Consider the following 25,190-nt stretch of genomic DNA (forward strand, 5'->3'; position numbering starts at 1 on the left):
TCCTGAAAAGTGGCGTCCCCACGGGGATTCGAACCCCGGTCGCTACCGTGAAAGGGTAATGTCCTAGGCCTCTAGACGATGGGGACGCTGTAAAACTTTGCTTTCACCGAGATGCATTTCGCTGAAAGCCGGCCTGTTTTTTGAAACGTTTCCTGGAGCGCTATTTCCAGAAGTTGGTGGAGCCAGCCGGGATCGAACCGGCGACCTCCTGCATGCCATGCAGGCGCTCTCCCAGCTGAGCTATGGCCCCACGGCGCTGGAAAGACCGCAAGTTTAGGGGGGCGATTCAGGACCGTCAAGCCACCTTTTCGATTTTTTTCACATCCGCTGCCGCGCACAGACGCAAGGTCGCAACACCGTGCCCACTTTCGGCGAGGTACTGGAGCCACTTTCCGAGGAAGGTGTTCATCTTCAGGCGATGGCAGATCACTTCCGCCGGCGGTGGATACATGCCGATCACGTCCTGCCAGCGTCGACCGACGTAGCAATGCGTCGCTTCCAGCTGGTCTGCGTCGTGGTACAGGCGTAGATGGGCGGACGGGTCGGGTTCGCCGGTCACTGGATCGCGCATCGCATAGGTCATGCGCAGTTCGGTGGTGTAGCGGTGCTGCTCGATCACGTCCAGGTACAGCGGGACGCCGTCGCCGATGTCGGATTCGTAGTGACCCGGGGCAAGATCCGCCGGTTCGAACAGTCGCGTCAGGCGCGCATGGTTCTCGGTATAGAGCGCCATCAGCCAGCCGAACCGGCTCAGTCTCGGGATGCGCGCAGCGTGGGAAACCAGATGCACCATGGCGCCGATGCTACACATACCGGGCGCTTCGCGGCAGCGTTGACCCGCGCTACCAACGGGCCTATGGTCAGTGTTCTTCCCGGTGCTTTCCCGCCCCTGTCCGGCCTGGCTGAATCACGGTTCAGGTAGCGACCTCATCGCAATATCGCGATGACTATCGCACGGTCACCTGGCGCCATCGTCGCCTCCGCACCAGCAGGCGCCCTCAGAACATCTCGCGATGGATCCCCAGCGTCGTCAGCACTTTGCTGGCGATCTCCTCGATCGAGGTATGCGTGGTGCTGAGGGTTGGAATTCCCTCACCACGAAACATCATCTCCGCAGCCGCAACCTCGCGCTTGCAGGTATCGAATTGCGCATAGCGCGAATTCGGCCGGCGCTCCTGCCGGATCTGCTGCAGGCGGACAGGATCGATGGTGAGTCCGAACAGCTTGCTGCGATACGGCCGCAGGCGCGGCGGCAGGCGATCGTGTTCGAGGTCTTCCTCGGTCAACGGATAGTTGGCGGCGCGGATGCCGTAATGCAGGGCCAGATACACGCAGGTAGGCGTCTTGCCAGCGCGGGAAACGGCCACGAGGATCACGTCGGAACCGGCGTAATCAGTAGCCGCGCCGTCATCGTGGGTCAGCGCGAAATTCATCGCGTTGATGCGGCGGTGATACGTATCGAAATTCACCAGGCCGTGCGCCTGGCCGATGCGACGTTCGCGCGCCTCGCCCAGCTCCCGTTCCAGCGGCTCGATGAAGGGGGCGAACACGTCCAGCATCAGCGCCCCGCTCTCGGCCAACGCTGCGCTCACAGTGCCGTCCATGCAGGAATTGATCACCACCGGGCGCACGCCATGCTGCTCGCCGGCGGCCCGGACCTTGGCGGCGACTTCCTGAGCACGCTCGACGCTGCCGACGAAGGAATAGCGGTCGGTGACGAACCGGGTCTGGGTGAACTGGGTCAGCAGGCTGTGGCCGATGGTCTCGGCGGTGATCCCGGTGCCATCGGAAACATAGAAAACCGGCCGCACTCCAGGCATCACCCACCTCGCAAGGACTTGTAGTTACGGGAAAAACCATCTGCCCCGGTTTGTCTTGGGCGCGATGCAGCAGCGATAATAGCGGTTTGGCCTTGCCCGGCAGCCGCACCCCCGCAGGCCGCCCTTCCCCCTCGGAGATCCGCCTTGAACGAGAACATCCTCTGGCTGCACGCGCTTCGCCTGTCGGACCTGGCCCGCGTGGGCGGCAAGAACTCCTCGCTCGGCGAGATGATCGGCAACCTGGCCAACCTCGGCGTCTCCGTCCCGGGTGGCTTCGCGACTACGGCGGAAGCGTTCAAGGACTTCATCGCCCACAACAATCTGCACCAGCGCATCTTCGACAAGCTGGCGACGCTGGATGTCGAGGACGTCGCTGCACTCACCGCCGCCGGCGGCGAGATCCGCGGCTGGGTCATCGACGCACCGCTGCAGGATGAACTGGATGCGGACATCCGCAAGGCCTACAAGCAGCTGTGCGAGGAGAACGGTGGCAGCGATGTCGCCGTGGCGGTGCGTTCGTCCGCAACAGCCGAAGATCTCCCGGATGCCTCCTTCGCCGGCCAGCAGGAAACCTTCCTCAACGTCACCGGCGCAGACGATGTCGTGCACAAAGTGAAGGAAGTCTTCGCTTCGCTCTACAACGACCGCGCCATCGCCTATCGCGTGCACCACGGCTTCAAGCATGAGGACGTGTTCCTCTCCGCCGGCGTGCAGCTGATGGTGCGTTCGAACGTGGGTTCCTCGGGCGTATTGTTCACGCTGGACACCGAATCGGGTTTCCGCGACGTCGTCTTCATCACCTCCAGCTACGGCCTGGGCGAGATGGTCGTGCAGGGCGCGGTGAATCCCGACGAGTTCTACGTCTACAAGCCCACGCTGCAGCAGGGCAAGCCGGCGATCCTGCGTCGGTCGATCGGCGCCAAGCAGCTGCGCATGGTCTATTCCGACACGCCCGGCGAGCGCGTCCGCACCGAAGACACACCGGCCGAGCTGCGCAATACCTTCTCCATCAACGACGCCGACGTGCATGAACTGGCCAAGCAGGCGCTCGTCATCGAAAAGCACTACGGCCGCCCGATGGACATCGAGTGGGCGAAGGACGGCGTCAGCGGCAAGCTGTTCATCGTCCAGGCGCGTCCTGAAACGGTGAAGTCGCGCGCCAAGGCCACGCAGATCGAGCGTTACGCGCTGCTCAAGCGCGGCGAAGTGATCGCTGAAGGCCGCGCCATCGGCAACAAGATTGGCAGTGGCACCGCCCGCATCGTGCGCTCGCTCGCCGACATGAGCCGCGTGCAGCCGGGTGACGTGCTCATCGCCGACATGACCGATCCCGACTGGGAACCGGTGATGAAGCGCTCCGCTGCAATCGTCACCAACCGTGGCGGCCGCACCTGCCACGCCGCGATCATCGCGCGCGAACTCGGTGTCCCGGCGGTAGTCGGCACGGGCAATGCACTGGACACGATCAAGGACGGTGAGGAAGTCACCATCTCCTGCGCCGAAGGCGACACCGGCTTCATCTACTCCGGCGCCCTGCCCTTCGAGCGTAACGTCGCCGACCTCGACAAGATGCCGCCCGCGCCGCTCAAGGTGATGATGAACGTCGCCAACCCGGAGCGCGCGTTCGATTTCGCGATGCTGCCCAACGCCGGCATCGGCCTGGCGCGACTGGAAATGATCATCGCCAGCCATATCGGCATCCATCCCAAGGCGCTGCTCGAATACGCATCGCAGGATGCCGAGACGAAGAGGAAGATCGACGCGAAGACCGCCGGCTACGGCGACCCGGTCGACTTCTACGTGGACCGTCTTGCCGAAGGCATCGCGACGATCACCGCGTCGGTCGCGCCGAATCCGGTGATCGTGCGCCTGTCCGACTTCAAGTCGAACGAGTACGCCAATCTCATCGGCGGCTCGCGCTACGAGCCGCACGAAGAAAACCCGATGATCGGCTTCCGTGGCGCCAGCCGTTACGTGGATCCGAGCTTCGCCGAAGCCTTCGCACTGGAATGCCGCGCGGTGAAGAAGGTGCGCGAGCAGATGGGCCTGACCAACTGCTGGGTCATGATTCCGTTCGTGCGCACGCTCGATGAAGGCCGCAGGGTGATCGAAGTGCTGCGCGCCAATGGCCTGGTGCAGGGCGTCGACGGCCTGAAGATCATCATGATGTGCGAAGTACCGTCGAACGCGTTGCTGGCTGACGAATTCCTCGACATCTTCGACGGCTTCTCAATCGGTTCGAACGACCTGACCCAGCTGACGCTCGGCCTGGACCGCGATTCGGCGATCGTCGCCAACCTCTTCGACGAACGCGATCCGGCGGTGAAGAAGCTGCTGTCCATGGCCATCTCCGCGGCGCGCGCCAAGGGCAAGTACGTCGGCATCTGCGGACAGGGCCCGAGCGACCATCCGGACCTGGCCGAGTGGCTGATGCAGCAGGGCATCGAGTCGGTGTCGCTCAACCCGGACACCGTGGTCGATACGTGGCTGCGCCTGGCAAAGGCCAAGGCAGGCTGATCGCATCGCCATGGAACAGGAAGCCGCTGCAGTCACCCTGAAGGAACTGCACTCGCTGGAGCACTGGCGCGCGCTGGCCGAAGCCTATGGCCTGCGCCTGCTTGGTGCCGTGCTGATCCTGCTGGCAGGCATGTGGCTCGCCAAGCGGCTCGCGCGCGGGCTCGACCGCATCCTGGAGCGCACGCACACGGAAGCCACGCTGCGTGGCTTCCTGCGCAACATCGCTTACGGCGCCATGGTCGTGGTGGTGATCCTTGCGTCGCTGCAATTCCTCGGTTTCGCACCGGCATCGCTATTCGCGGTACTCGGCGCGGCGGGCCTGGGCATCGGCCTGGCGCTGAAGGACTCGCTCTCCAACCTGGCGGCCGGCCTGCAACTGATCGTGCAGCGTCCGTTCCGCGCCGGCGATCACATCATCGCCGCCGGACTGGAAGGCACGGTCGAGCAGGTCAAGGTATTCCAGACCCGCCTGCGCACGCCGGACAACCGTGTCCTGATCCTGCCCAACAGCCTGATCACGTCGGCAGCGATCACCAATTTCACCGCGGTGATGAAGCGGCGCATCGACATCACCGCCAGCGTCGGCCATGCCGAAGACCTGCAGGCGGCAAGGACACGCCTGAACGAAATCGCCCGCGCCAACCCCAAGGTGCTGCAGGAACCCGAACCCGCCGTCATCATCACCGGACTGGTGGCCGACAATCGCGTCACCATCGAGTTACGCGTCTGGGTACGTACCGCTGATGTGCAGCAGGTACGCAGCGACCTCACCGAAGCCGTCCGCGGGGCGCTGATCGAAATGGGCGTGGGACTACCCGCAGCGTATCGGGATGTGCGGATATTCCACCACGGTGGCGATGGCCGACCGCTGGACTCGACTCCAATGCTGCCGAGCGGCGCGCTGCCGACCGGCGTGACGGACGAAACACCCGACAGGCGCTAACGACAGTCGCGTTCCACGGGACGCAGATGGGCACGACGCCAGTCGATTCGCCCGCACTCACGGTTGCACAGCTCCGACGCATCGCACTTTCGCGATGCGACCAACTGATTATTCGTTGCCGCCCAGCTTGCCCATCGCCGCGCGGTAGTGCCGCAGCTCGACGATCGAATCATGGATGTCGCTCAGCGCGGTGTGCTTGCTCTCCTTGCGCACGCCGTTGAGCACCGTCGGCGCCCATCGCCGCGCCAGCTCCTTGATGGTGCTTACATCAAGGTTGCGGTAATGGAAGTACTTCTCGAGCTTCGGCATCTGCCGGTGCAGGAAGCGACGATCCTGGCAGATCGAGTTGCCGCAGATCGGCGAGGCGTTCGCAGGGACCCATTGCGTGAGGAATTCCAGCGTCTTGCGCTCGGCTTCCTCCATGCTCACGCCCTGTTCCAGCGCGCGCTGCCAGAGGCCGGAACGACGGTGCTGGTTGCGGTTCCACTCATCCATCGCCTGCAGGCGTTCCAGCGGATGGCTGATCGCGAACTCCGGCCCCTCGGCCAGCGTCTCCAGTTGCGCGTCGGTGACGACGGTGGCGATCTCCAGGATGGAGTCGTTGTCGGTGTCGAGCCCGGTCATTTCGAGGTCGATCCAGATCAGTCTCTGTTCCTTCTGGAAGTTGGCTGCCATGCGCTCGCACTGTTCGTGGGGACGTCGCATGATAAGCCCCTGCCCCGTCCCCAGCCCAGCGGCCATGCCCACCAACCCCGTCTACCACTACGCGATCCTCACCTCGATGCTGGCGCCGGCGTTCTTCCTGACCGCCACGGCGGCAATGCTCGCATCGGCCAACACGCGGCTGGCGCGCGTCGTGGATCGGTTGCGTTCGCTGATCGTGGCATGGGAGGAAACCGCTCCGGACCGCGTCGAGCGCGACGCGCAGATTTCGCGGCATCGTCAGCGGGCGCACCTGGTCCTTCGCGCGTGCCAGATGCTCTACGCGGCGTTGGGAAGCTTCGTCGGCACCAGCCTGACCTTGGCGATGGACGCGTTCCTCGGCTTCCGCCTGGGCGTATTGCCGACGTTACTTGCGGTGTTCGGCGTGCTGTTCCTGTTGGCCGCCAGCTACGCGCTGTGGCGCGAGGTGAGCCTGGCGGTGCGCAGTTTCGACGAAGAGCTCAACCACGAACTCGCCCGCAAGCGCGGCTGACCGGAAACCACCCGCTCAATCGACCGGGTCTCTCGCAGCACCACAGGCCGCTACGGCAGCGGATCAGATCGGCAGCTGGCCCCGCTTCACGCGGAAGTAGTTGGTGAGGCGCATGCTGGCTTCCTCCGCCAGCACGCCGCCGAGGACTTCGATGCGATGGTTGTGTCGCGGATCTGACAACAGGTCGAACACGCTGCCGGCCGCTCCGGTTTTCGGGTCATTCGCGCCGTAGACCACGCGACCGACCCGGGCATGGATCAGCGCCATTGCGCACATCGCACATGGCTCCAGCGTCACGTAAAGCGTGGTACCGAGCAACCGGTAATTCCCAATCTTCGCACCGGCCGCGCGCATCGCGACGACCTCCGCATGCGCGGTCGGATCGTTGTCGCTGATGTTGCGGTTCCAGCCCTCTCCGAGGATCTCGCCCTCGGAGGAAACGAGTACCGCCCCGACCGGAATCTCGTTGTCCTCATGCTGTGCGCGCTGCGCCAACGCCAGCGCGTGGCGCATCCAGTGTTCGTCGCGGGCAGTTTGTTCTGTCATTCCGAACGCAGTGAGGAATCTGGTTTACAGGCTGACGTCAGGGGAGAAGCAGGTCCCTCGCTGCGCTCGGGACGACACCGCTTTACTCCCATTCGATCGTAGCCGGCGGCTTGCCGCTGATGTCGTAAACCACGCGCGAAACGCCGCGCAGTTCGTTGATGATGCGGTTGGAGACCGTGCCGAGCAGCTCATACGGCAGGTGCGCCCAATGCGCGGTCATGAAGTCGATGGTCTCGACTGCGCGCAACGCGATCACCCACTCGTATGCGCGCGCGTCGCCGACAACGCCGACCGATTTCACCGGCAGGAATACCGCGAACGCCTGGCTGGTCTTGTCGTACCAGCCGGCCTTGCGCAGCTCGTCGATGAAGATGTGATCGGCCTTGGCCAGCAGTTCGGCATGTTCGCGCTTCACTTCGCCGAGGATGCGCACTCCCAGGCCCGGGCCCGGGAACGGATGGCGATAGACCATCTCGCGCGGCAGGCCGAGCTCGACGCCCAGGCGACGCACTTCGTCCTTGAACAGCTCGCGCAGCGGCTCGACCAGCTTGAGCTTCATGTCTTCCGGCAGGCCACCGACGTTGTGATGGCTCTTGATGACGTGTGCCTTGCCGGTCTTGCTGCCGGCGGACTCGATGACGTCGGGATAGATCGTGCCCTGCGCGAGCCATTTTGCGTTCGCGAGCTTCGAGGACTCCTCATCGAAGATCTCGATGAAGAGGTTGCCGATGATCTTGCGCTTGGCTTCCGGATCGTTGACGCCCTTGAGCTTGTCGAAGTAACGATCCGCCGCGTTCACGCGGATGACCTTGACGCCCATGTGTTCGGCGAACATCGCCATCACCTGGTCGCCTTCGTTCCAGCGCAGCAGGCCGGTATCGACGAACACGCAGGTCAGCTGCGTGCCGATGGCCTTGTGCAGCAGCGCGGCGACGACGGATGAGTCGACACCACCGGACAGGCCAAGGATCACTTCGTCCGAGCCGACCTGCTCGCGCACGCGCGCAATCTGGTCCTCGATGATGTTCGCGGCCGTCCACAACGTCTGGCAGCCGCAGATATCGGCAACGAAGCGGCGCAGCAGCGCCTGGCCCTGCTTGGTATGGGTGACTTCCGGGTGGAACTGCACGCCGTACCAGCGCTTGTCCTCGTTCGCCATCGCGGCGACCGGGATGCGGTCGGTAGTGGCGGTGATCGTCCAGCCCGGCGGCGCCTTCGCGACATGGTCGCCGTGGCTCATCCACACATCGATGCGCGGCTCGCCGTCGTGGTCGCTCAGGCCGCCCAGCAGGGCGTCGTGCACGATCAGGTCGACTTCGGCATGGCCGAATTCGCGCGCGTCGGCGGCCTCGGTCGCGCCGCCCAGCTGCGCGGCCAGCGTCTGCATGCCGTAGCAGATGCCAAGGATCGGCAGCCCGCTGTCGAAGACTTCCTGCGGCGCTTTCGGCGCGCCGAACTCCGTCGTGGATTCCGGGCCACCCGAGAGGATGATGCCCTTAGCCCCGTACTTCGCGATCTCCGCCGGGTCGTGGTCCCAGGCCCAGATTTCGCAGTACACGCCGATCTCGCGGATGCGGCGGGCGATCAACTGCGTGTACTGCGCGCCGAAGTCGAGGATCAGGATCTTGTCGTTATGGATGTTGGTCATGGCGAAGCGGGCGTCGTTGTCGTCGCCGGGGAAACGCCAGGCACGTTGGTGACAATTCTTGAGCGGACGAATTCCATCGAAGGCTGATCCTTGATCGCCGGCCATGCAAAGAGTTCGCCATCGTCGTGGCGCAGGATGGTGTTCACAATCGCCCCGCCGTCCAACTTCAAATGATCCTTGTTGAAGTAGTAGTAGATGTACGGTGCGCGGCTGGAATCATCCGGCACGTAGATGCCGCCTTCGTAATAGGCCGCGGGCGCGAATCCCTCGCGCCCCGTGCTTGCGCAATCGCCGGGGCCGCGATAGTAGACCCCGTGCGCGTCACGAAATTCCGGCACGTACTCACCCGCTTTCAGCGAATACGCGGCGCGGATCTTCAGCAGGCCTTGAACGATCGTGTAATGGAAATCCTCGTCGAATCGGATTCGCTCCGAGGACGAGACGGCGGACACCTCGACAGCCTTCCCGTGGAACCTGGGCTGCGGGACGGGCGTGGTCGTGGCTGCGGCCAGCGCCAACCCCAAAATCCAATCAAGCATGGTCTACCCTGCGCGGTAATTCGGCGGTTCCTTGGTGATCTGCACGTCGTGCACGTGGCTCTCGCGCGTGCCGGCGCTGGTAACGCGCACGAAGCTGGGCTTCTTGCGCATTTCCTCGATGGTCGCGCAACCGACGTAGCCCATCGTCGCGCGCAGGCCGCCAGCGAGCTGGTGGACGACGCCACGCAGCGAACCACGATAGGGAACGCGGCCTTCGATGCCTTCCGGCACCAGCTTGTCGGCGTCGCTCGCGTCCTGGAAGTAGCGATCCTTGGACCCCTGTTCCATCGCGCCCAGCGAACCCATGCCGCGGTAGCTCTTGTAGCTGCGGCCCTGGAACAGCTCGACTTCGCCGGGGGCTTCCTCGGTGCCCGCGAACAGGCCGCCGATCATCACCGTGGACGCACCAGCCACGATCGCCTTGCCGATGTCGCCGGAGAAGCGGATGCCGCCATCGGCAATCAGCGGGATGCGGTCCTGCAGCGCCTCTGCGACCATGTCGACGGCGGTGATCTGCGGCACGCCGACGCCCGCCACAATCCGCGTAGTGCAGATCGAACCGGGGCCGACACCGACCTTCACCGCGTCCGCACCATGGTCCATCAGGGCCAGCGCCGCATCGCCGGTAACAATATTCCCGCCAATGACCTGCAGCTGCGGGAACGTCTTCTTCACCCACTGCACGCGATCGAGCACGCCCTGCGAGTGGCCGTGCGCGGTATCGACCACCACGACATCGACGCCGGCCGCGGCCAACGCCTCAATGCGGGCCTCGGTATCGCCGCCGACACCGACGGCAGCACCCACCAGCAGGCGTTCGCTGCTGTCGTAGGCGGCGTTCGGGTTGTCGGACTTCTTCTGGATGTCCTTGACGGTGATCAGGCCACGCAGCTCGAAGAGGTCATTGACCACCAGCACCTTCTCGATCCGGTGCCTGTGCAGCAGCTGCACGACTTCCTCGTCGCTGGCGCCTTCGCGCACGGTGATGAGGCGATCCTTCTTGGTCATGATGTGGCGGACCGGATCGTCGAGCTTGGCCTCGAAACGCATGTCGCGGCTGGTGACGATGCCGACCAGCTGGCCGCCGTCCACCACCGGCACGCCGGAGATGTTGCGGGCGCGAGTGAGCTTGAGGACCTCGCCAATCGTGGTCTCGGGGCCGACGGTAAACGGCTCCTTGATCACGCCCGCCTCGAACTTCTTGACGTGGGCGACCTGCGCCGCCTGCGCCTGCAGGCTCATGTTCTTGTGGACGATGCTGATGCCGCCCAGTTGGGCCATCGCGATGGCGAGGCGGGCTTCGCTGACGGTGTCCATCGCCGCCGAGACGATCGGCAGGCGCAGGGTCAGGTTGCGGGTAAGACGCGTGGCAAGCGACACGTCCTTGGGCAGAACGGAAGAATGCGCGGGGACGAGCGAAACGTCGTCGTAAGTCAGCGCTTCAGCCTGGATTCGCAGCATGGGCGGTTCCGGGGTGGATGAAGCGCGCCATTGTAACCCATGAACGATGAGACGCGCCCAGCCGGGACGCTCGCGTTGCGGCACCGTGGCCGCAACGCCGCGTCCCAGCACTCGCCTACAGCAGGGCCAGCGACAGCCCCGGCCACCAGGTGATGATCGCCAAGGCCAGCGCCATCAGCAGGAAGAACGGCAAGCAGGCCTTGACCAGTTCGACCATCGGCTTGTTGAAGCGGTAGGCGGCGATGAACAGGTCCATGCCCACCGGCGGGGTGAAATAGCCGATCTGCAGGTTGGCCAGCATCACGATGCCGAAGTGCACCGGGTGGATGCCGTACTGGATCGCCACGGGCACCAGCAGCGGCGTCAGGATCACGATCGCCGAGAAGATGTCCATCAGCATGCCCACGATCAACAGCAGGCCGTTGAGCAGCAGCAGGAATACCCAGCCGGAATGGACGTGGGCATTCATGAAGGCGAACAGCTTGTTCGGCACTTCTTCGTAGATCAGCCAGTTGGACAGGGCCAGCGCCGCACCCAGGATCAGCAGGATGGCGCCGACCAGACGCATGGACTCGGCCATGACATCGGGCAGTTTCTTCCAGCTTATTTCCTTTTTAATCAAAACGGTTACGACGAAAACATAAAGTGCGGTGACAGCCGCCGCCTCGCTCGCGGCGAACTTGCCCGAATAGATGCCGCCCAACACGAGCACCGGCAGCGGCAGCTCCCAGCCGGCATCCTTCAGCGCCGCCCACAACTCGCGGCGATCGAAGCGATGTCCCTGGCGCGGAACGCCCCGGGCCACCCACACCGCATGCACGGCCAGGATCAGCAGCATCAGCAGGCCCGGCAGGATGCCCGCCAGGAACAGGTCCTTGATGGTCACCGGCGTCGCCAGTTCCAGCTTGCCGGCGATGAACCCGTACAGGATCAGCGGCAGCGACGGCGCGAACAGCAGGCCCAGACTGCCCGAGGAGGTGACCAGGCCGAGGCTGTAGGACTCCGGGTACTTCGCCTGTCGCAGTGCCGGGTACAGCAGCGCGCCCACGGCCACGATGGTCATGCCCGAGGCGCCAGTGAAGGCCGTGAAGAACGCGCAGGCGATCGCCGCGACCATCGCCAGGCCACCCGGCAGGTCGCCGAGCAGCGCGTTCGACAACCGCACCAGCCGCTTGGGCGCATTGCTCTCGCCCAGCAGGTAGCCGGCGAAGGTAAACAACGGGATCGCGCTGAGCCCGGCCATGTCGCCGAGCTGGTAGTAGTTCACCGCGACCGCGGTCAGGTCCACGTCGGCGACGTGGAAGCCAATCATCGCCACCGCCGCGATCACCGCGAACAGCGGCATGCCCATCGCCGCGAAGACAAGAACGACCAGGAGGCCCCAGAGCATCATGCGCCCACCTCCGGCGGCTCAGTGAGAGCCGCAAGAAGGAAGCGCACCGTCATCAGCGCGAAGCCGAACGGGAACACCAGCATCGGCCACCAGCTCGGCACGCCCGGCATGAACACCGTCGGCGCCTCGCGTTCGAGCTCGACCATGCCCCAGCCGTACCAGGCCAGCAGGCCGCTCACGACCGCGGCACCGACCTGCGAGATCGCCCAGACCACGCGATGCGGGATCGGCGGCAGCAGTCGCGGCAGCGCATCGATGGCGATGTGCTTGTGTCGGCGGGTCGCACCCAGCGCACCCAGCAGCGCCAGCCACAGCACGCCGATGCGGCTGACCGGCTCGGCCCACTCCAGGCCGCTCTCGAAAAATACCCGCAACCCGATCTGCGCAACTGCCACCAGCAGCAGCACGCCGAGCAGGGTCGCGAGCAGGAAATCCTCGGCGCGATGGAACGCGCCCAACAGCCGCTTAGGCACAGGGTGATCCTGATTCGTTAGGGAAGTTGAATGGCTTCGTCAGAAGCGGCGTCGGCAGAACCGGTACCGTCAGTTAGTGCCGTTGGCGGCCTTGCGCATCAGCGTGACCAGCGACGGCGACACCGATCCGTCAGCGCTCATCTGGTTGGCGACGATCTCGCCCACCTTGCGCCAGCGGGCGGTTTCGGACGGATCGAGCGGGCCAACGGTCAGGCCCTGCTTCCTCATCGCGGCAAGCGCGGCGTCGTTATCGTGATGGGTGGCAACGTCCAGGCGCTTTCCCGCAGCCGTGAAGGCCTTGCTGGCGACCGCCTGGTCGGCCGGGGTGAGTTTGTTGAAGGCCTTCAGGTCCATGACCATGTAGCCCACGACGAAGCTCAACGGCAGGTCGACCATGTGCTTGATCTTGCCGTTCCACTGCATCGCCACCGCGCCGCTGGGGGTGTTGGCGACGGTGTCGACCAGGCCGGTCTGCAGGCTGGTGAAGACGTCACCCAGCGGCAGCGGCGTCGGGCTCACGCCACCGGCCTTGAAGGTGCGGATCGCGATCTCGTCGTTGGCCGGAACCCACAGCTTGGCCTTCATCGCATCGGCATGGGACTTCACCGGGTGGGTGCTCATCAGGAAGGCGAAGCCCACGTTGGACGTGGCGAGCAGCTTGAGGCCCTTGCCTTCGAAACCCTTCGACAGCACCGGATCCACCTTCGCCCGCGCCCTGTCCACCTGCGACCAGGTGTCGAAGAAGAACGGCAGGCTGTAGATCACCGCATCGGGGTAGACCGCGCCCAGCTCACTGGACGTCAGCACGCCACCCTGCAGCTGGCCGAGCTTCATCTTGCGCAGCACGACCGAGTCGTTGCCCATCACGCCGGCGGGGAAATACTTCACCTGCACCCGGCCCTGGGTGCCGGCCTGCACTTCGGCAGCGGCCACGCGCAGTTCCTTCATCCATGCCGAACCTTCCGGCGCGATCGTGGCGATGCGGATGACCTGCTGGGCGCTGGCCGGGGCGATGGCCGCGAAGGACAACAACAAGATTGCAAACAGACGGTTCATGCGTGTTCCTCAGAAGTAGTCTTTGCCGCTTTCAAGCAGCTGTTTCGCGCGGTCCTGCGCCAATGTGTTCATCAGGGTGTAGCCAGGCGACTTGGGATCGGTGGCGATGACTTCGTTGAGCAGGCGGTCGTGGAGTTCCTGGTCGAACATCAACCGGGCGTAGAACTCCGCCATCAGCGTCTTGGCGTAGAGGTTGCGGCCCTGCGAGAGCTCGATGGCCTTCTCGAAATAGCCGCGACCCTTCGCGGGCTGGCCGCCGATGGCTTCCGGGCGCAGGGAATTGATCACGCCCAGGTAGACGTAGGGCTGACCCTGTTCCAGGTTGGGGTTGATGGCGATCGCGCGCTGCAGCAGCGCTTCGATCTTGGGCAGTTCGATGATCGCGCCCCAGTCCTCGGAGTTGGACTGCAGGAAGCCGGCCCAGCTCGAAGCCAGCGCGTAAAGCAGCTCGGCATCCTGGCTCTTGCCGACGGCCGCGGTGAACACGTCCAGGTCCTTGTCGAGCGCATCGCACAGGCCGGCGTCCTTCAGGCATGCCGCCGTTCGTGCGTAGTCCAGCGCCTTCTTCGACATCCGCTGCGCACGCAGCTTGTCGGTGCCGGTGAAGTTGCCGGCGTAGGCGCCATTGAGCTTGGCGGCGGCAAGGAGCGTGCCGGCGTTGGCAGGCTCGCCCGGCTTCTGGCCGACGATCAGGCTGTCCAGCAACAACAGGTAAGCCGGCAGGCCGTCGCGCACGGTGCCCGGATCCTCGCTGTTGAGGATTGCAGTGCCCAGGTTGCTGGCAAACCTGCTGCTCGCCTTGTCCACCAGCGAGGCGCAGCCCGCCAACAGGCATGCAGGCAACAGCACGAGGACCAGCGGGAGTCGCTTCGAAGTCATGGCCGGGGATTTTCCTGTTGGGTTACTGAACCGTCGCCGCGTCGGAGGCGTGGGCGGCCTCCAGGGTGTTCTGCATCAGCGTGGCCACGGTCATGGGCCCCACGCCGCCCGGCACGGGCGTGATCCAGCTCGCGCGCCGGGCCGCTGCGTCGAAGCCGACGTCGCCCACCAGCCGTCCGTCGTCCAGCCGGTTGATGCCCACGTCGATGACGACGGCACCCGGCTTCACCCATTCCCCGGGAATCAGCTGCGGCTTGCCGACCGCCACCACCAGGATGTCCGCGTTGCGCACCGACTGTTCCAGCACGGCCGGCGGAGTGAATTTGTGGCAGCTGGTCACGGTGCAGCCGGCGATCAGCAGCTCGAGCGCCATCGGCCGCCCGACGTGGTTGGAGACCCCAACTATCGTGGCGCTCTGCCCGCGGACCGGTCGGTCCGTGTATCCCAGCAAGGTGGTGATGCCGCGCGGCGTGCATGGACGCAGGCCGAACTGCCGCAGCGCCAGGTGGCCGACGTTTTCCGGGTGGAAACCGTCCACGTCCTTGCGCGGGTCGATGCGGTGGATCAGCTGGGTGGCGTCGCGATGCCCTGGCAGCGGCAGCTGGACCAGGATGCCGTGGACCTGCGGATCGGCATTGAGCCGGTCGATCAGGGCCAGCAGCTGTTCGTCGGTGGTGTCGGCCGGCATGTCGTAGTCGATGGCGCGGATGCCGACTTTCTGTGCCGCACGACGCTTGTTTTTTACGTACACGGCCGAAGCCGGGTCGTTGCCCACCAGCACCACCGCCAGCCCAGGAGACGCCTTGCCTGCCGCCACGCGCGCATCGACCTGTGCCTTGAGATTGTCGAGGAGGTCTTCGGCGATGCGCTTGCCGTCGAGGATCCGGGCGGGGCTGGATTCGGTAGGGGTCATGCCGGAAATGGGCTGCTGCGCTAGAGTCGGGGCGGCGCATTATCGCCGATTCGCGGAATCAACCCCGCTGTCAGGAAGCACACGCGAAACCGCGCCGCCCAGGGTCATGCGCCCGACGCCCCTCCCCCGACCGGCAAGCCCGGAAGCACCCGCCATGTCCGAATCCGATTACGAAACCATCCAGATCCAGGCCGCCGTCTACCGGCGCCTGCTCCAGCACCTGCTCGCCGACCGCCCGGACGTGCAGAACATCGACCTGATGATCACCGCCGGCTTCTGCCGCAACTGCCTGTCCGACTGGTATCGCGAAGCCGCCGAGCACCGCGGCATCAGCATGACCAAGGACGAATCACGCGAAGCCGTCTACGGCGAACCCTTCGCGCAGTGGAAGGCCAAGCACCAGCGCGAGGCCTCGCCGGAGCAACTGGCGGCATTCGAAGCCGCCCAGAAGCGGCGCGGCTGAGCGGATGCTCAAGTCGGTGCTGTGGATCCTCGCGTTGATTGCCGCGGCCTACCTGGCCGTGTGCGGCTTCATGTACACGCAGCAGCGCAACCTCATCTATTACCCGCAGCCCACTCGCACCGACGCGGCGCGGACCGATTTCGCGCTGGTTCGCGGCGACGTCACCCTGCGCGGCTGGGTCGTCAACCCGGGGCAGCGCGACGTGCTGCTCTACTTCGGCGGAAATGCCGAAGCCATCGAACGCAACCGCGACGATTTCCGAAGCTGGTTCCCGCACCACACCGTCTACCTGCTCGCCTACCGCGGCTACGGCGCCAGTGACGGCACCCCGGTCGAGGCGGACCTGTTCGCCGATGCGCTGGCGCTCCACGACGATGTCGTCGCCCACCACCCCGGTGCGAACGTCGATGTCATCGGCCGCAGCCTGGGGTCCGGTGTGGCTGCCCAGCTGGCCGCGCGACGGCCGGTTCGACGGCTGGTGCTGGTCACGCCCTACGACAGCATGGCCGAGGTAGGACAGTCGCTTTACCCGTGGCTACCGGTGCGGTGGCTGGCCCGGGACCGGTTCGATTCGGTTGCCTGGCTGGCCGATCACAAGGGACCGGTGCTGGTCGTCCGCGCGGGAGTGGACGCCGTAGTGCCCTTCGCCAGCACCCAGCGACTCATCGATGCCCTGCCCCGGCACCCCGACGTACTGGAGCTCCCGGGTGCCGACCACAACAGTGTCGGGGCCGACCCGCGTTACCGGGACTCGCTAAAAGCGTTCCTGGGGCCTGTTGACGCTATCGGAGCAGATCGCGTTGCGCCCCAGTGACCGCCAGGTGGTGTTGCGTGGCGCTGCGCCTTGCTGGTTGCAAGGTCAAGCCGCGCGACGCCGCATGGCGGTCACTGGGGCGCAACCCGAAGGGCCGGGCCAGGAGGCCCGGCGCGAACTGCTCTGATAGCGTTGGCAGGCCCTTGGCGAGTAATAATCGCAACGCGTCCCAGAGGAAGCAGACATGATCAACCAAGGCGAGTGCCCGAAGTGCGGCAAGCGGCTCCTGCATGTCCGTATCGAGAGCGTGTTCGGGGAATCCGGCGGTGTCAGCGACGTGCGCTGCCTCAGCTTCAGCTGCATCCACTGCAACACCGTGGTGAGCGTGCAGCTGGATCCGCGCAACAAGCCGCGCACGCGACGCAAGACCGGCGCGGAAGAACGCACCACCTGATTTCTTCGACGCGGAGGACGGTCCGCTATGCGGCGGACCGTGCGGTTGGGGCTTCAGTCCTGGACCTGGACGCACGCGGCGCCTGCTGCGTGCGCTGTCTTCGTGTCCGCGCCACGACGCGTCGCACGCGTTGCGTCAAATCAGTCATCGATACCCAGCCTTCGCGCGCCAATCGCACGGCAGAGCGTGCGCCACGCAATGAGCCGTGTTCCTTCGTCACTGACGCGGCACGTTCAACGCCGGGTCCGTGCCTTGCGCCGGACAACGCTGCATGCCTTCCGGCATCGGTAGCGGACACACGTCGCAACACTGCATGGGCGTGGGCTGCGAGGGCGCCAATGTCATCGGCGAAACCGGCGCGGGCAGCGCCTTCAGCTTGAGCAGCGCCACCCAGTCCTGGCGGTTGAAGCCGCAGGCTTCCTCGTTGCCGGCGTGGCAGTCGCTGGGACCGCGTCGCGGCAATCCCCATACCAGACCATTCCGGTTGAGCGGCAGCACGCGCATCGTCACGCCTTGCAGCACGTTGCCACCGACCAGGTAGACCTTGCTGTCGCCGCCGGGATTGACCGCAACGACGATGTCGCAATGCATGTTCAGGCCTTCAAGCGGGTGCTGGGCGAGGAAATCACGCAGCCCCTGCGGCCCGAGCGACGCCCGCATCCGCGCGAAGCAGAGCATGTCGCCCAGCGCTGGCGGTGTGGTGTCGGGATCGGCCAGCGTGTATGGACTGGACTCCGGGCGCTGGTAGGCGTCGCGCACGTAGTCGACATGGCTGGCCGAAGGACGGAAGCCCGGCACGCCTGCACGATTCATCACGTACGACACGAACACCGCCGACCAGGGGTTGTCTACCAGGAACGCCCGGCACGATGCCGACTGCATACGCGGTGCGTCGGGATAGCCGCAGTCGCCCGCGCCGGCGAATCCGGACACGCGCCAAAGCAGTCCACTGCCCTTCCAGTACTCGACCACGCGCTGCCATGCCGGCGTGCCGCCGTCGCGCAGGCGAGCGCCTTCGGCCTCGGACACCGCCATGTTGGCCAGTCGGCCATTGATGTCGATGAAGGGCGAGAACCACAGCGTGTTCTCGTTGCACGCCACGGCGGCGATGCGTCCGGCGTAGGTGCCTTGCGCCTGCGCTGCCTGGGAGCAGACCTCCCCGGCCTGCGCGCTGCTGGCGAAGGCCATGCCGATCAACGCCAGCACGATCAACTGTCCGACAGATTGCAACCGGGCTGGTCGCCGCTCAGTTGATTGCGATCCGATGAACTCCAACAGCGCCTTGCGGATGCCTGTCTTGCCCATCGGTCCCTCCCCAGGGTCAGCCGACTGCGCAGAACCTCGCGTAGTCGATGTAGCCGGGGAATTCATGCCCCGGCGCGCACACCGTACAGTCACTGTCAGGCCGCAGCCGCGTCTCGCGGAACCGCATGCCCAGAGCATCGAAGTTAAGCAGGCGTCCGGTCAAGGGTTCGCCGATGCCCAGGATGAGTTTGATCGCCTCGGTCGCCTGCAACAGGCCGATGACACCGGGCAGCACGCCCAGTACGCCGGCTTCGGCGCAGTTGGGCGCGGCTTCCGGCGGCGGCGGCTCGGGGAACAGGCAGCGATAGCACGGCGCCTGGCCGCGATGACGCCCGGCATCGAACACACCCACCTGCCCCGAGAACCGGTGCACGGCGCCGTACACCAGCGGCTTGCCCAGCTTCACGCAGGCGTCGTTGAGCAGGTAGCGCGCGGGGAAGTTGTCGGCGCCGTCGACCACCACGTCGGCGTCGCCAATCAGGCGCTCGACGTTCGTGGCGCTGATGCGCTCCGGGAAAGCTTCGATCCGCAGCCGCGGATTCAACGCCGACAGCGCGACGCGCGCCGATTCCACCTTCGGCATCCCGATGCGTGCGTCGGTGTGCAGGATCTGCCGCTGCAGGTTGCTGCGATCGACCACGTCATCGTCAGCGATCACCAGCGTGCCGATTCCCGCCGCCGCCAGGTAATACGCGGCAGGCGAACCCAGGCCGCCCGCACCCACCATGGCGACGCGCGCGGCTTCCAGCTTCCGTTGCCCGGCCTCGCCGACTTCCGGCAATCGCAGGTGACGCGAATAGCGGTCGTAGAAATCGGTGTCGATGTCGGGACGGGTGATCGGAAGGCCTTCCGCGATCCAGCGTGTCGTGCCGCCTTCGACCGAAGCGAGGTTCACGTAACCGCCTGCTTCCAGCGCGAGCGCCGCCTTCATCGAGCGTACGCCGCTCTGACAGATCAGCAGGACTTCGGTGACGCGGTCGGGAATCGTTGATGCGGGGTCCGCTTCGAGTTCGCCACGAGCGATGCCGGCGGCGCCCGAAGCGAATCCCGTCGCGCGTTCGTGCGACTCACGCACGTCGATCAGCAGCGCGCCGGCTTGCTGGCGCCGCAGGGCTTCGGCGGGGGAAATCGTTTCGATGCTCATGGCAGGCATTATCGCTCCGGGAAGCGATTTCTCGACGCGTTGCGGTAGGGCGGGTCTTGACCCGCCGCGCGGCAACGCGCCGGAATCGTGGTGCTTGTTCGGCGAGTCGAGACTCGCCTTACCGGCTGGAGTCGCGGGTGTTCGTTCGGCGGGTCGAGACCCGCCCTACAACGGCAGTACGTCCACCACTTCGCCCGCCGCGTAGCGACGCGGACCTTCCGGCACCACGATCAGGGCATTGGACTGCGCGGCCGCATTCAATCGATGCGAGCCCGTCGCGGGGTTGGCATCCACGTGCAGCACCCCGTTGTCGCCGGAAGACAGATGCCCACGAATGAACTCGCGCCGGGGATGCAACTTGTCCAGCGGAGCGACGAGTTGCGCCCGCCAGAGCGGACGAGCGTCCGCCCTGCCCTGCAGCCCGTCGATCAACGCGCGGCCGAACGTCAGGTAGGTCGCCAGCACCGATACCGGATTGCCCGGCAGTCCCAGCACGCGTGCCTGGTCCAGGCTGCCGAACAGCAGTGGCATGCCCGGTTTCATCTTCACTTTCCACAGATGGGTTTGCCCAAACTGCGCCAGCACCGCCGGCAGATGATCCTTCTCGCCCGCCGAGACGCCACCGGCGGTGATGATCAGGTCGAATGCGCAGCCGGCATCGCGCAATGCGATTTCGACCTGTTTCGGATCGTCGGGCAAGCGCGGCCACGCGGTGGGCTCCAGTTCGTCGGCGCGCAGCAGGCCCATCAGCAGTTCGCGATTGCTGTCGTAGATCTGGCCATGCGCCAGCGGCATGCCGGGCGGCACCAGTTCGTCGCCGGTGGTGAAGACGGCCACGGTTGGCCGACGCGAAACCGCAAGCGACGACTCGCCCAGCGATGCCGCCATCGCCACGCGCGCCGGCGTGAGTACGTCGCCTGCATGCAGTACGCGCTCGCCTTCGCGGACATCCTCGCCGGCGCGACGCACGTTCGCACCGGGCGGCGTGTCGGTCGGGATGACGACGTGGCCGCCTTCAACGCGGCAGTTCTCCTTGATCGCGACGGTATCGGTGCCCCGAGGCATCGGCGCACCGGTGGTGATGCGGACGCACTCGCCGGGTTGCAGTTCCATCTGGATGGCGACGCCGGCGAACTGCTCCGCCGCCAGTCTCAGCGGCACCGCATCGGCATTACCGGCGAGGTCGCCATGACGGAACGCGAAGCCGTCCATCGCACTGTTGTCGAACGATGGCAGCGCCAGCGATGCGTCGATGTCCCGCGCGAGGATGCGGCCGTGGCAGCGGGACAGCGGCAGCGATTCGGTTTCCAGGCGATGTTGCGCGGCGACCTCGCGCACGATCGCCATCGCTTCATCGAACAGCAGGCCGGTCGGAAAGGGGGATGTCATGGATCTGGATTCCTGCCGTGGGCATCGGGGATCGGAAACCAATCACCCGGAAAGCAACTTCATTGCGTCCCGGATGCATCGGGATTGCGTGCAGCGACCACGCCCGCAGCCATCAGGTCATCCGGAGTATTGAGGTTGCCGAAGCGTACTCCAGCGAAACGTACCGCGGGCATTGCGAGCATTGCCTGCAAGGCATGGATGGCCGTGTTGCCGCGGTGGATCGCATCGTCGATGGCCTCGCGGAGCGCGTCCACGTGCCAGAGCGCGACCAGTGGTTGCGGCCCGTCGTCGTCATGCGCGAACGCGCCATGTTCCGCCCGCTCGGCGATGAGCGTCCGCAGCAGGCAATCGTTGGTGCCTACGAGGTCGACGGGAATCGTGAGCAGCCACGGAGTGGTGCAGGCAGCGGCCAATGCATCCAGTCCCGCGATCGGGCCGTGATCGCCTGGAATGCGATCGGCGACCGCGTGCAGTCCAGCCAATGCATAGCGCTGCAGGTCGCGGTTGGCGCTGATCAGGGTCGCGGCAACTTCGTCAGCGAAGCGACGCTGCCAGCGCAGCACCTGCGGGAGACCGTCGCGTTCCAGCCATGCCTTGTCCGCGCCACCCAGCCGCGAGGCGCGGCCTCCGGCGAGGATGCCGAGGGTGATGAGCGACGGCGGAAGCACGGTGTCTTTCAAGCAACAGTCTCGGGTTGCCCAGGAGCGGATGACGACAGGCGATTCGCCCATGGGACGTCTCAGGCCGCAGCGGAGCACATGCCGTCTCCGCATATTTTCGCCGGCCAGGTATCGCCGGCCAGCTCTCACCTTCGAGACTTACTTCCCGCGCTTCACGTGCCGGATCATGCGCCGCTTCTTCGCCACCTGGCGCTCGGTCAGGACGTTCTTCTTGCCTTCGTACGGATTGGTGCCTTCCTTGAAGATGAAACGTACCGGCGTGCCCACCAGCTTGAAGCGCTTGCGGAAGAAGTTTTCGAGATAACGCTTGTAGCTGTCAGCCAACGTACGCAGGCGCGTGCCGTGGATGATGAACGTCGGCGGATTCACGCCGCCCGGGTGGGCGAAGCGCATCTTGGCGACGTGACCGCGCACCACCGGCGGCGGGTTGGTTTCGTAGGCGATTTCCATCGCTTTCGTCACTTCGCTGGTGCCGATCTCGGTCGTGGCGGACTTGTGCGCACGGTGGATCGCGTTGAACAGTTCGCGCAGGCCGGAGCCGTGTTTCGCGCTGATGCGCACCGCCTCGGCCCATTCGACGAAGGCGAGCTTGCGCATCAGCAGGTTTTCGGTCTGCTGGCGCTGGTACTCGGTCTGGCCGTCCCACTTGTTGACCGCGACGACCAGCGCGCGACCGGCGTCGAGTGCGTAGCCCAGCACGCTGGCGTCCTGGTCGGTCACGCCTTCGCCGGCGTCGAGCATCACCACGGCGACCTGACACTCTTCGATCGAGGCCAATGTCTTGACGATGGAGAACTTCTCAACCACTTCGTCCACCTTCGACTTGCGGCGAAGGCCGGCGGTGTCGACGAGGCGGTACAGGCGGCCGTCGCGCTCCATGTCGATGGAGACGGAGTCGCGCGTGGTGCCGGGCACCTCGGACGCGATCATGCGTTCCTCGCCCAGCAGGCGGTTCACCAGCGTCGACTTGCCCACATTGGGGCGGCCGATGAAGGCGATGCGGATGCGGTTCGGATCGTTGTCGAGCTCGACCGAGCTTCCCGCTTCCGGCAACCGCTTCTGGATGTCCTCGAGGAGTACGTCCAGGCCGACGCGATGCGACGACGAGATCGCGATGACGTCGGCGAAGCCGTAACGCGCGAATTCCGCCATCGCCGTGCGGACATCGAGACCGTCGGTCTTGTTGACCACCAGCACGGTCGGGCGCGCGGCCTTGCGCAGCCATTGCAGGATGTCGTCGTCGAGCGATGACGCGCCTTCGCGACCGTCGACAACGAACAGCACCAGATCCGCTTCTTCTGCCGCGGCGCGGGCCTGGCGCGCGGTGGCGCCGGCCAGGCCTTCGTCCACGCCGGCGATACCGCCAGTGTCGACCACGGCGAACGGGCGCAGGCCTTCGGGACGGCATACACCGTAGTTGCGGTCGCGGGTCACGCCCGGCTGGTCGTGCACAAGCGCGTCGCGCGTGCGCGTCAACGCATTGAATAGCGTCGACTTGCCGACATTGGGACGTCCCACCAGGGCGACGAGGGGAAGCATGGACAGGACCGGAAGGGGAATCAGGAAGGAGGAATCGTAAACGCTATGGCGCAAGCGCCCTAATGGGCGGCATATGGCCATCCGCGAACGCGCATTGACGGCGTCGCCGGGACCGCAGAAAAGAAAATCGGGAACCGCTGTTCGCGATTCCCGACTCAGTGGCCTGGGACTACGGGCTTACTGGCCCAGCCGATAGGCCGCCAGCTCGCCGTCGGTGTCCTGAGCGATCAGCACGCCGTCAACAACCACCGGGGTCGCGCGAAGGGCATGGCGGCTCACGCGGGTGCGGGCGGCAAGTTCGCCATTGTCGAGCTTGAGCCAGTGCAGGTAGCCGTCGAAGTCGCCAGTGACCGCGTAGTCACCCTGGACAACCACACCGGTCAGGTCACGGCGCGCCAACGCCGGCTGCTGCCAGAGCGAGCCACCATTGTTCTTGTCCAGCGCGTGTACAGCACCCGCGGCATCGGACAGGACAACGCGGTCGCTGCCCAGGCCGAGGCGGCTGTAGCCACCCTGGGTTGCGAGCCACAGCGGCTGGCCGCGGGGAGCATCGATGGCGAGCGTCTGCTTCTTGAAGCTGCTGACATACAGCGTGCTGCCGTCGAGCACCGGACGGCCGTCGACATCGGCCATGCGATCCAGCTCGGTGCGGCCTTCGGGTTGGGCAACGGGCAGGTTCCACAGGGTGTGGCCATCGGTCGCCGACAGCGCGCTCACGGTGCCATCGTCGTTGCCGACGAAGACAAAACCGGGGCCCAGGACGACCGCGTCATTGCCGCGAATGCTCAGGGTCGGGAGGTCGTGGATCCAGAACCAGCGGCGCTCACCGGAAGCGGCATCGAACGCTGTCACGCGACCGTCGCTGGAGTGCACGAACACGCTGCCCAGCCCGATCGTCGGTGCGGCGATCACTTCCGCCGGGACCTTCGCCTGCCACTTCTGCGCGCCGGTGCTGGCATCGAGCGCGATCACTTCGCCCTCGAGACCACCGACAACGACCAGGCCGTCGCCGGCGCCGGGGCCGCCGGAAAGGCGCAATTCGCTTTTGTAGTGCCAGATAGATGCGCCCGTCTGCAGGTCGAACGCGTGAACGCCGCCTTCGAGCGCGGCGGCATAGACCCGACCATCGGCGACCGTGGGGCCCTGATGGGCACCGATGCGACCTTCACCCTTGCCCGCCTGCGCCGACCACAGCCGGGTCACCGTTACCGACGGTGTGAACTCGGCGAGCTTTGCCGGTTCGTTCGGCTTGCTCTTTTCCTTGTCGCTGCCGAACCAGCCCTTCATCGTCGAGCAGCCACCCAGCGCAAGGGCGCACAGGAGTACGGCAGAAGCGCGAAGCACCGTCGCCTGCAGGCGCGGCTTCTTGGTCGTCAGCATCATCAGGACTGGGTCTCGGACTTGGGCGGCGTACCGCCAGCTTCGGTGAGTTTGAATTCGAGCAGGCGGCGTTGCGGCGTACCGACTTCGGATTTCAGCAGGGCCTTGTCGTAGGACTCGCGAGCCTTGTCGCGCTGGCCCAGGGCAAGCAGTGCGTCGCCACGGATTTCCAGAGCCACCAAGTCATCGGAACCGTCGACCAGCTTCAGCGCGGCATCAGCCTGTTTTGCGTCGACCAACAGGCGCGCTAGGCGCTGGTTGGCGACCGTGGCAAGCGTGGCGTCAGCGCTCTTGACCGCGCGCAGGGTGGCGATGGCGGCATCGCGCTGGCCGGCGTCGACTTGCGACTTGGCGAGTTCGAGCTGGGCCAGCGTGCGGAACGTGCCTTCCGGAAGCGCCTTCACCTTGGCGTCCGCAGCTTTGTCCTTGGCATCGATGGCGCTGATGGCGGCGGTGTAGTCCGTCGCGGCCAGCAGTCCCTTGTTCTGCTGCTGGTGCTGCCACCATTGCCAGCCGCCGATGGCGGCCAGGCCCAGTGCGATGCCCATGGTGAGTGCACTGCCGTTGCGGCGCAGCCATTCGCGGACGCGCTCGCCCTGTTCGTGTTCGTCTAGAAGTTCGTCGATCGCCATTCGTCAAATCGCCATGGAATCCCGCCCCGCCCGGAAGGCAGGGTCGTCGCTGATGGCCGGCTGCGAG

At 65.6% G+C, this 25,190-nt stretch carries 25 protein-coding genes and 2 tRNA genes; 6 read left to right on the forward strand and 21 right to left on the reverse strand.

The window, feature by feature from the left end:
- Positions 1 to 10 precede the first annotated feature (10 nt).
- From ACYVD7_RS08315 to ppsR, 4 genes are all read right to left on the reverse strand, one after another.
- Positions 11 to 86 (reverse strand) — tRNA-Glu (locus ACYVD7_RS08315).
- Between the two features lie 88 nt (positions 87 to 174).
- A tRNA-Ala gene (locus ACYVD7_RS08320) sits at positions 175 to 250 on the reverse strand.
- A gap of 45 nt (positions 251 to 295) precedes the next feature.
- Positions 296 to 793, reverse strand: coding sequence for a DUF1249 domain-containing protein (locus ACYVD7_RS08325; RefSeq protein ID WP_460761514.1), 498 nt, complete (start codon positions 791 to 793; stop codon positions 296 to 298).
- 205 nt (positions 794 to 998) lie between these two features.
- Positions 999 to 1,820: a posphoenolpyruvate synthetase regulatory kinase/phosphorylase PpsR gene (ppsR, locus tag ACYVD7_RS08330; RefSeq protein WP_460761517.1), complete on the reverse strand. Its 822-nt coding sequence runs from the start codon at positions 1,818 to 1,820 to the stop codon at positions 999 to 1,001.
- Positions 1,821 to 1,964: 144 nt separating this feature from the next.
- Between ppsR and ppsA the strand changes: the two genes are divergently transcribed.
- Both ppsA and ACYVD7_RS08340 read left to right on the forward strand, forming a co-directional pair.
- Positions 1,965 to 4,337, forward strand: coding sequence for a phosphoenolpyruvate synthase (ppsA, locus tag ACYVD7_RS08335; protein ID WP_460761519.1), 2,373 nt, complete (start codon positions 1,965 to 1,967; stop codon positions 4,335 to 4,337).
- A 10-nt stretch (positions 4,338 to 4,347) separates the two neighbouring features.
- Positions 4,348 to 5,280 carry a mechanosensitive ion channel family protein gene (locus ACYVD7_RS08340; protein ID WP_460761522.1) on the forward strand — a complete coding sequence of 311 codons (933 nt, stop codon included), beginning with the start codon at positions 4,348 to 4,350 and terminating at the stop codon, positions 5,278 to 5,280.
- A 108-nt stretch (positions 5,281 to 5,388) separates the two neighbouring features.
- On the opposite strand, the gene orn is transcribed toward ACYVD7_RS08340, so the two are convergent.
- The gene (orn, locus tag ACYVD7_RS08345) at positions 5,389 to 5,955 is read right to left on the reverse strand and encodes an oligoribonuclease (protein ID WP_460761885.1); all 567 of its coding nucleotides are present in this window, start codon (positions 5,953 to 5,955) and stop codon (positions 5,389 to 5,391) included.
- Between the two features lie 64 nt (positions 5,956 to 6,019).
- On the opposite strand from orn, the gene ACYVD7_RS08350 reads away from it, so the two are divergent.
- Positions 6,020 to 6,475 carry a DUF2721 domain-containing protein gene (locus ACYVD7_RS08350; RefSeq protein ID WP_460761524.1) on the forward strand — a complete coding sequence of 152 codons (456 nt, stop codon included), beginning with the start codon at positions 6,020 to 6,022 and terminating at the stop codon, positions 6,473 to 6,475.
- A 63-nt stretch (positions 6,476 to 6,538) separates the two neighbouring features.
- Here the strand turns inward: ACYVD7_RS08350 and tadA are convergent, their stop codons facing one another.
- The 9 genes from tadA to folD form a co-directional block, all read right to left on the reverse strand.
- Positions 6,539 to 7,021, reverse strand: a complete 483-nt coding sequence (gene tadA, locus ACYVD7_RS08355) for a tRNA adenosine(34) deaminase TadA (RefSeq protein WP_460761527.1) — start codon at positions 7,019 to 7,021, stop codon at positions 6,539 to 6,541.
- 82 nt (positions 7,022 to 7,103) lie between these two features.
- On the reverse strand, positions 7,104 to 8,669 hold the full coding sequence (gene guaA, locus ACYVD7_RS08360) for a glutamine-hydrolyzing GMP synthase (protein WP_460761530.1): 1,566 nt from the start codon (positions 8,667 to 8,669) through the stop codon (positions 7,104 to 7,106).
- Entirely contained in the window at positions 8,666 to 9,187 is a 522-nt protein-coding gene (locus ACYVD7_RS08365; protein WP_460761532.1) for a hypothetical protein, read from the reverse strand. The genes guaA and ACYVD7_RS08365 overlap by 4 nt, the downstream gene beginning before the upstream one ends.
- A gap of 24 nt (positions 9,188 to 9,211) precedes the next feature.
- Entirely contained in the window at positions 9,212 to 10,669 is a 1,458-nt protein-coding gene (guaB, locus tag ACYVD7_RS08370) for an IMP dehydrogenase (protein WP_460761535.1), read from the reverse strand.
- A gap of 115 nt (positions 10,670 to 10,784) precedes the next feature.
- The gene (locus ACYVD7_RS08375) at positions 10,785 to 12,059 is read right to left on the reverse strand and encodes a TRAP transporter large permease (protein WP_460761538.1); all 1,275 of its coding nucleotides are present in this window, start codon (positions 12,057 to 12,059) and stop codon (positions 10,785 to 10,787) included.
- Complete coding sequence (locus ACYVD7_RS08380; RefSeq protein ID WP_460761542.1) at positions 12,059 to 12,535, reverse strand: TRAP transporter small permease; 477 nt, start codon at positions 12,533 to 12,535, stop codon at positions 12,059 to 12,061. The genes ACYVD7_RS08375 and ACYVD7_RS08380 overlap by 1 nt, the downstream gene beginning before the upstream one ends.
- Before the next feature lie 69 nt (positions 12,536 to 12,604).
- Positions 12,605 to 13,591, reverse strand: coding sequence for a TRAP transporter substrate-binding protein DctP (gene dctP / locus ACYVD7_RS08385; protein WP_460761544.1), 987 nt, complete (start codon positions 13,589 to 13,591; stop codon positions 12,605 to 12,607).
- Positions 13,592 to 13,600: 9 nt separating this feature from the next.
- On the reverse strand, positions 13,601 to 14,470 hold the full coding sequence (locus ACYVD7_RS08390) for a TRAP transporter TatT component family protein (protein WP_460761547.1): 870 nt from the start codon (positions 14,468 to 14,470) through the stop codon (positions 13,601 to 13,603).
- A gap of 22 nt (positions 14,471 to 14,492) precedes the next feature.
- Positions 14,493 to 15,383, reverse strand: coding sequence for a bifunctional methylenetetrahydrofolate dehydrogenase/methenyltetrahydrofolate cyclohydrolase FolD (folD, locus tag ACYVD7_RS08395; protein ID WP_460761549.1), 891 nt, complete (start codon positions 15,381 to 15,383; stop codon positions 14,493 to 14,495).
- 154 nt (positions 15,384 to 15,537) lie between these two features.
- Between folD and ACYVD7_RS08400 the strand changes: the two genes are divergently transcribed.
- The 3 genes from ACYVD7_RS08400 (at position 15,538) to ACYVD7_RS08410 (ending at position 17,054) form a co-directional block, all read left to right on the forward strand.
- A complete protein-coding gene (locus tag ACYVD7_RS08400; protein WP_460761551.1) occupies positions 15,538 to 15,846 on the forward strand; it encodes a DUF1244 domain-containing protein in 309 nt (102 codons plus the stop codon).
- 4 nt (positions 15,847 to 15,850) lie between these two features.
- Positions 15,851 to 16,660 carry an alpha/beta hydrolase gene (locus tag ACYVD7_RS08405; RefSeq protein ID WP_460761554.1) on the forward strand — a complete coding sequence of 270 codons (810 nt, stop codon included), beginning with the start codon at positions 15,851 to 15,853 and terminating at the stop codon, positions 16,658 to 16,660.
- A 184-nt stretch (positions 16,661 to 16,844) separates the two neighbouring features.
- On the forward strand, positions 16,845 to 17,054 hold the full coding sequence (locus tag ACYVD7_RS08410) for a hypothetical protein (protein ID WP_460761556.1): 210 nt from the start codon (positions 16,845 to 16,847) through the stop codon (positions 17,052 to 17,054).
- 216 nt (positions 17,055 to 17,270) lie between these two features.
- On the opposite strand, the gene ACYVD7_RS08415 is transcribed toward ACYVD7_RS08410, so the two are convergent.
- The 7 genes from ACYVD7_RS08415 to ACYVD7_RS08445 form a co-directional block, all read right to left on the reverse strand.
- Positions 17,271 to 18,359, reverse strand: a complete 1,089-nt coding sequence (locus ACYVD7_RS08415; RefSeq protein WP_460761558.1) for a DUF2272 domain-containing protein — start codon at positions 18,357 to 18,359, stop codon at positions 17,271 to 17,273.
- A gap of 16 nt (positions 18,360 to 18,375) precedes the next feature.
- Positions 18,376 to 19,503 (reverse strand): molybdopterin-synthase adenylyltransferase MoeB, encoded by a 1,128-nt coding sequence (gene moeB / locus ACYVD7_RS08420; protein WP_460761561.1) that lies wholly within the window; start codon positions 19,501 to 19,503, stop codon positions 18,376 to 18,378.
- Between the two features lie 165 nt (positions 19,504 to 19,668).
- On the reverse strand, positions 19,669 to 20,892 hold the full coding sequence (locus tag ACYVD7_RS08425) for a molybdopterin molybdotransferase MoeA (protein ID WP_460761564.1): 1,224 nt from the start codon (positions 20,890 to 20,892) through the stop codon (positions 19,669 to 19,671).
- A 59-nt stretch (positions 20,893 to 20,951) separates the two neighbouring features.
- The gene (mobA, locus tag ACYVD7_RS08430; protein WP_460761566.1) at positions 20,952 to 21,572 is read right to left on the reverse strand and encodes a molybdenum cofactor guanylyltransferase; all 621 of its coding nucleotides are present in this window, start codon (positions 21,570 to 21,572) and stop codon (positions 20,952 to 20,954) included.
- Positions 21,573 to 21,710: 138 nt separating this feature from the next.
- Positions 21,711 to 23,111, reverse strand: coding sequence for a ribosome biogenesis GTPase Der (gene der, locus ACYVD7_RS08435; RefSeq protein WP_460761569.1), 1,401 nt, complete (start codon positions 23,109 to 23,111; stop codon positions 21,711 to 21,713).
- Between the two features lie 177 nt (positions 23,112 to 23,288).
- Positions 23,289 to 24,491 carry an outer membrane protein assembly factor BamB gene (bamB, locus tag ACYVD7_RS08440; RefSeq protein ID WP_460761888.1) on the reverse strand — a complete coding sequence of 401 codons (1,203 nt, stop codon included), beginning with the start codon at positions 24,489 to 24,491 and terminating at the stop codon, positions 23,289 to 23,291.
- Between the two features lie 2 nt (positions 24,492 to 24,493).
- Complete coding sequence (locus tag ACYVD7_RS08445; protein WP_460761572.1) at positions 24,494 to 25,123, reverse strand: YfgM family protein; 630 nt, start codon at positions 25,121 to 25,123, stop codon at positions 24,494 to 24,496.
- Between the last annotated feature and the right edge of the window lie 67 nt (positions 25,124 to 25,190).

The organism is Lysobacter fragariae, from assembly GCF_054779775.1.

Excerpts from the sequence above, each read along its gene's own strand:
- ACYVD7_RS08325 (WP_460761514.1), bottom strand. The coding sequence starts at position 793 with ATGGTGCATCTGGTTTCCCACGCTGCGCGCATCCCGAGACTGAGCCGG.
- ppsR (WP_460761517.1), bottom strand. The coding sequence starts at position 1,820 with ATGCCTGGAGTGCGGCCGGTTTTCTATGTTTCCGATGGCACCGGGATC.
- ACYVD7_RS08340 (WP_460761522.1), top strand. The coding sequence starts at position 4,348 with ATGGAACAGGAAGCCGCTGCAGTCACCCTGAAGGAACTGCACTCGCTG.
- orn (WP_460761885.1), bottom strand. The coding sequence starts at position 5,955 with ATGGCAGCCAACTTCCAGAAGGAACAGAGACTGATCTGGATCGACCTC.
- ACYVD7_RS08350 (WP_460761524.1), top strand. The coding sequence starts at position 6,020 with ATGCCCACCAACCCCGTCTACCACTACGCGATCCTCACCTCGATGCTG.
- tadA (WP_460761527.1), bottom strand. The coding sequence starts at position 7,021 with ATGACAGAACAAACTGCCCGCGACGAACACTGGATGCGCCACGCGCTG.
- guaA (WP_460761530.1), bottom strand. The coding sequence starts at position 8,669 with ATGACCAACATCCATAACGACAAGATCCTGATCCTCGACTTCGGCGCG.
- guaB (WP_460761535.1), bottom strand. The coding sequence starts at position 10,669 with ATGCTGCGAATCCAGGCTGAAGCGCTGACTTACGACGACGTTTCGCTC.
- ACYVD7_RS08375 (WP_460761538.1), bottom strand. The coding sequence starts at position 12,059 with ATGCTCTGGGGCCTCCTGGTCGTTCTTGTCTTCGCGGCGATGGGCATG.
- dctP (WP_460761544.1), bottom strand. The coding sequence starts at position 13,591 with ATGAACCGTCTGTTTGCAATCTTGTTGTTGTCCTTCGCGGCCATCGCC.
- ACYVD7_RS08390 (WP_460761547.1), bottom strand. The coding sequence starts at position 14,470 with ATGACTTCGAAGCGACTCCCGCTGGTCCTCGTGCTGTTGCCTGCATGC.
- folD (WP_460761549.1), bottom strand. The coding sequence starts at position 15,383 with ATGACCCCTACCGAATCCAGCCCCGCCCGGATCCTCGACGGCAAGCGC.
- ACYVD7_RS08400 (WP_460761551.1), top strand. The coding sequence starts at position 15,538 with ATGTCCGAATCCGATTACGAAACCATCCAGATCCAGGCCGCCGTCTAC.
- ACYVD7_RS08405 (WP_460761554.1), top strand. The coding sequence starts at position 15,851 with ATGCTCAAGTCGGTGCTGTGGATCCTCGCGTTGATTGCCGCGGCCTAC.
- ACYVD7_RS08410 (WP_460761556.1), top strand. The coding sequence starts at position 16,845 with ATGATCAACCAAGGCGAGTGCCCGAAGTGCGGCAAGCGGCTCCTGCAT.
- ACYVD7_RS08415 (WP_460761558.1), bottom strand. The coding sequence starts at position 18,359 with ATGGGCAAGACAGGCATCCGCAAGGCGCTGTTGGAGTTCATCGGATCG.
- moeB (WP_460761561.1), bottom strand. The coding sequence starts at position 19,503 with ATGAGCATCGAAACGATTTCCCCCGCCGAAGCCCTGCGGCGCCAGCAA.
- ACYVD7_RS08425 (WP_460761564.1), bottom strand. The coding sequence starts at position 20,892 with ATGACATCCCCCTTTCCGACCGGCCTGCTGTTCGATGAAGCGATGGCG.
- der (WP_460761569.1), bottom strand. The coding sequence starts at position 23,111 with ATGCTTCCCCTCGTCGCCCTGGTGGGACGTCCCAATGTCGGCAAGTCG.
- bamB (WP_460761888.1), bottom strand. The coding sequence starts at position 24,491 with ATGCTGACGACCAAGAAGCCGCGCCTGCAGGCGACGGTGCTTCGCGCT.
- ACYVD7_RS08445 (WP_460761572.1), bottom strand. The coding sequence starts at position 25,123 with ATGGCGATCGACGAACTTCTAGACGAACACGAACAGGGCGAGCGCGTC.